The sequence below is a fragment of the Streptomyces sp. SAS_270 genome, assembly GCF_052543295.1.
The window spans coordinates 60436-64017 of sequence record NZ_JBMNDS010000011.1 but is presented as its reverse complement, the minus strand read 5'-3'; the positions used below and the strand labels follow the sequence as shown (position 1 = coordinate 64017).

The window sequence follows — 3582 nt, the reverse complement described above, 5'->3', positions numbered from 1 at the left end:
CCCCCCCCCCCCCCCCCCCCACCACCTCGGGCTCTCCTGCGAGCACCCGGTCCAGGGAGAGGACCTGGCGTACCGACAGGGCGGGTTCCAAGGTGGTGGTGGCCATAACGACGTTCCCTTGCTCAGGTCCTGGCTCAGGTCCTACTGGATACACCTCAGTGCGCGCTCCAGGATCGCCGCGCCCTCCTCCGCCTCCGCGACGGTGAGGGTGAGCGGTGGTGCGATCCGCAGTGCGCTGGTGTTGTGCCCGCCGCCCTTGCCGATCAGCAGGCCTTCCTCGCGGGCCGCTTCGAGCACCGCCGCGGCGCCGTTCGGGTCCGCCTCGTCGGTGCCGGGCCTGACCAGCTCGACGCCGATCATCAGCCCGCGCCCGCGCACCTCTCGTACGCCCGGGTGCTGCGCGGCGATCGCCCGCAACCGCTCGATGAGCAGGCCGCCGACGCGCCGGGCGTTGCCCTGGAGGTCGTGTTCGAGGAGGTAGGTGAGGTTGGCGAGCCCCGCGGCCATGGTGATCTGGGTGCCGCCGAAGGTCGAGATGGAGTTGGAGTCCAGGCAGTTCATGATCTCGGCGCGGGCGACGACCCCGCCGATGGACATGCCGTTGCCGATGCCCTTGGCGAAGGTGAGGATGTCCGGCGGGCCCGAGGCGTCGTGCGCCTGCCAGCCCCAGAAGTGGTCGCCGGTACGGCCCCAGCCGGTCTGCACCTCGTCGGCGATCCAGAGGATGCCGTGCTCCTTGAGCACCTCGCGGAAGGCCGCGTACAGGCCGTCGGGCGGCGAGGTGAAGCCGCCGACGCCCTGGACGGGTTCGGCGATCAGCGCCGCGGGCGGACGGACGTGGCCGAGCAGGTCCCTCAGGTCGTCGACGCAGGCCGCGATGAAGTCGGCGTCGCCGAGATGCGCGTACGGGCCGCGGGTGCGGATGCCACCGTGGACGTACAGCGTCTGGAGCGGGGACAGCGAGGTCGGCGACCAGCCCTTGTTCCCGGTGATGCCGACCGCGCTGAAGGAGCGGCCGTGGTAGCTGTTGCGCATCGCCAGGATCTGGTTGCTCCTCCGGTACGACGTCGCCAGCAGCAGAGCCGTGTCGTTGGCCTCGGTGCCGGAGGTCGTGAAGAAGACGCGCGCGTCCGGGATGCCGGACAACTTGGCGACGCGCTCGGCGAGTTCGACCATCGGCCGGTTGAGGTAGAGCGTGGACGAATGGATGATCCGCCCGGCCTGCTCGGTCACCGCCTTCGTCACCTCGGGGAGCGCGTGCGCGGTCATCGTGGTGAGGATGCCGCCGAAGAAGTCGAGGTATTTGTTGCCCTGCGCGTCCCAGACGTACCGGCCCTCGCCGTGCGTGAGCTCGATGGGGTCGGCGTAGTACGTCGCGAGCCAGTCGGGCAGGACGGCCTGGTGGCGTGCGTACAGGTCGGTCACGGCTGCACCAGCCCGTCGTAGGCGTCGGGTCGTCGGTCGCGGTAGAACGCCCACTGCTGCCGTACTTCCTCGATCAGGTCGAAGTCGAGGTCGCGGACGACGAGTTCCTCGGCCTTGTCGCTGGCCGTCTCGCCCACGAACCGGCCGCGCGGGTCGACGAAGTACGAGGTTCCGTAGAAGTCGTTGTCCCCGTACTCCTCCTCGCCGACCCGGTTGATCGCGGCGATGTAGTACTCGTTGGCGACGGCGGCCGCGGGCTGCTCCAGCTGCCAGAGGTAGGCGGACAGTCCGCGGGAGGTGGCGGAGGGGTTGTAGACGAGTTGGGCGCCGTTGAGCCCCAGTTGCCGCCAGCCCTCGGGGAAGTGGCGGTCGTAGCAGATGTAGACGCCGATCCTGCCGACCGCGGTCTCGAAGACGGGCCAGCCGAGGTTGCCCGGTTTGAAGTAGTACTTCTCCCAGAAGCCCTTCACCTGGGGGATGTGGTGCTTGCGGTACTTGCCGAGGTAGGTGCCGTCGGCGTCGATCACGGCCGCGGTGTTGAAGTAGAACCCGGACTGCTCTACCTCGAACACGGGCACGACGATGACCATGCCGGTCTCGCGCGCGAGCTCCTGCATACGACGGACGGTCGGCCCGTCGGGCACGGGCTCGGCCCAGCGGTAGTGCTCGGGCTCCTGGACCTGGCAGAAGTAGGGCGCGTTGAAGACTTCCTGGAAACCGATGACCTTGGCGCCCTGCCGGGCCGCCTCGCGGGCGTGCTCCTCGTGCTTAGCGACCATGGATGCGGTGTCGCCGGTCCAGGTGGCCTGAACCAGAGCGGCGCGTACGACGTTGGCCATGAGCTGCTCCTTCGGCGGGACGTCAGAGCTTCTACGCCCGTAGACAAAGGCTGTAGAGGCTTGAAAGTAAGCCTCCCGAGCAGCCTTGCCAAGACCATCGTCGTTAACCCGCTGAGTCGATCACGTTTCACACCCCTGTGGGTGAGCGGCACACCGCCGCTCCGGGCCTCAGGCGGTGAAGCCCGCGACCCGGAGCGCGTGGACGAGATCCCAGTGGCGTTCGTCCGAGACACCCTGGGCCGCCTCCAGCAGAAGGGGGACCAGGCGCTGCGGGTCGGCCTCCGCGCTGCGGGCCGCCTCCTCGGGCGTACGCATGCGTACGTAGGCGTCCAGGAGCGCTCGGACCTCGCGCGTCCGTCCCTCTTCGGCGAGAGCGAGCACGGCCTTGCCGATCTCCGGAGCGGGCCGTAGGACGCCCTGCCGAAGCATCTGCTGTCCGTCCGCCGTACGGCCCGCCGCGACCAGCGCGTCCGCGGCGGAGACCAGCCTGTCGGCGGGCAGCGAGGCCGCCTCCCACAGCAGGGTGGCCCAGTCGGCGTCGAGCCCCGCGCGGTGCAGTTCGGCGGCGAGCAGCGGGAAGCGTGCGGCGGGCCAGTACGCGGCCTCGACGAGGATGCCGTGCGCCTCGCCGCTGCGGCCCTCCCCGCGCAGCCGGATCAGCGTCCTGACCGTGTCGGCGACTGCCCGCCCCGCTCCGTCGTCCAGCGGCTGCGCCCGCGGCTGCTCCGGCACCTGCGCAGCCCCCGCGAAGCGCGCGCCGCGCAGGGTTCGCCGGGTGGACGGGACCGGCGCGGCCACGGCGGGCGCGACCGGCGGAGCCGCCGACGCCTCCTCCACGTCCATCGCGCCGGCGAACCGGGCACTGCCCCGGGGACGGCGCTTGGAGCGCTGCTTGGGGGCGGCCGCGGAGGGCACGGGCTGCGGCGGCGCAGCGCCCTCGGAGGCCGCCTCGCGGTCGGTGACGGGGCGGGGAGCGCCTGGATACGAGCCGTCCGGCGTGGCGTCGAAGGCGTACGGGGCGGGATCGGGCGTACGTGGCCCGTGCGGGGCGGGGGCCGCCGGGTTCCTGGGGTGGGCGCCTGGTGCTGCCGGGCTCTGGTCACGAGCCTGGTCCTGCGAGCCGGATCCGATCGCGGGCCCCGCGTACGGACCGGCCTCGCCCGCCCCCGCGGCCCCCCGCGGACCGGGATCCACCAACGGAGAGCTCGGCCCCGGCTGCTGGGGAACCCTCGGGCGCGGTCCCGCGTCCGTCCCCTCCCCCGGTTCCCGGACGCGGAAGACGTCGCCGGCCGCCGCGGCCGGGAACGACAGCGGGACC

At 71.8% G+C, this 3582-nt stretch carries 2 protein-coding genes and 1 pseudogene; all 3 read right to left on the bottom strand.

Features of this window, described 5'->3' with window-relative positions; genetic code table 11:
• Positions 1 to 141 precede the first annotated feature (141 nt).
• Positions 142 to 1425 carry an aspartate aminotransferase family protein gene (locus tag ACN6LB_RS10355; protein WP_445025546.1) on the bottom strand — a complete coding sequence of 428 codons (1284 nt, stop codon included), beginning with the start codon at positions 1423 to 1425 and terminating at the stop codon, positions 142 to 144.
• Positions 1422 to 2264 carry a nitrilase-related carbon-nitrogen hydrolase gene (locus ACN6LB_RS10350; RefSeq protein WP_445025545.1) on the bottom strand — a complete coding sequence of 281 codons (843 nt, stop codon included), beginning with the start codon at positions 2262 to 2264 and terminating at the stop codon, positions 1422 to 1424. The genes ACN6LB_RS10355 and ACN6LB_RS10350 overlap by 4 nt, the downstream gene beginning before the upstream one ends.
• Before the next feature lie 168 nt (positions 2265 to 2432).
• Positions 2433 to 3582 (bottom strand): annotated as a pseudogene (locus ACN6LB_RS10345) (hypothetical protein); the annotation flags it as partial.

Coding starts and splice junctions, on each gene's coding strand:
- ACN6LB_RS10350 (WP_445025545.1), bottom strand. CDS start 2,264: ATGGCCAACGTCGTACGCGCCGCTCTGGTTCAGGCCACCTGGACCGGC.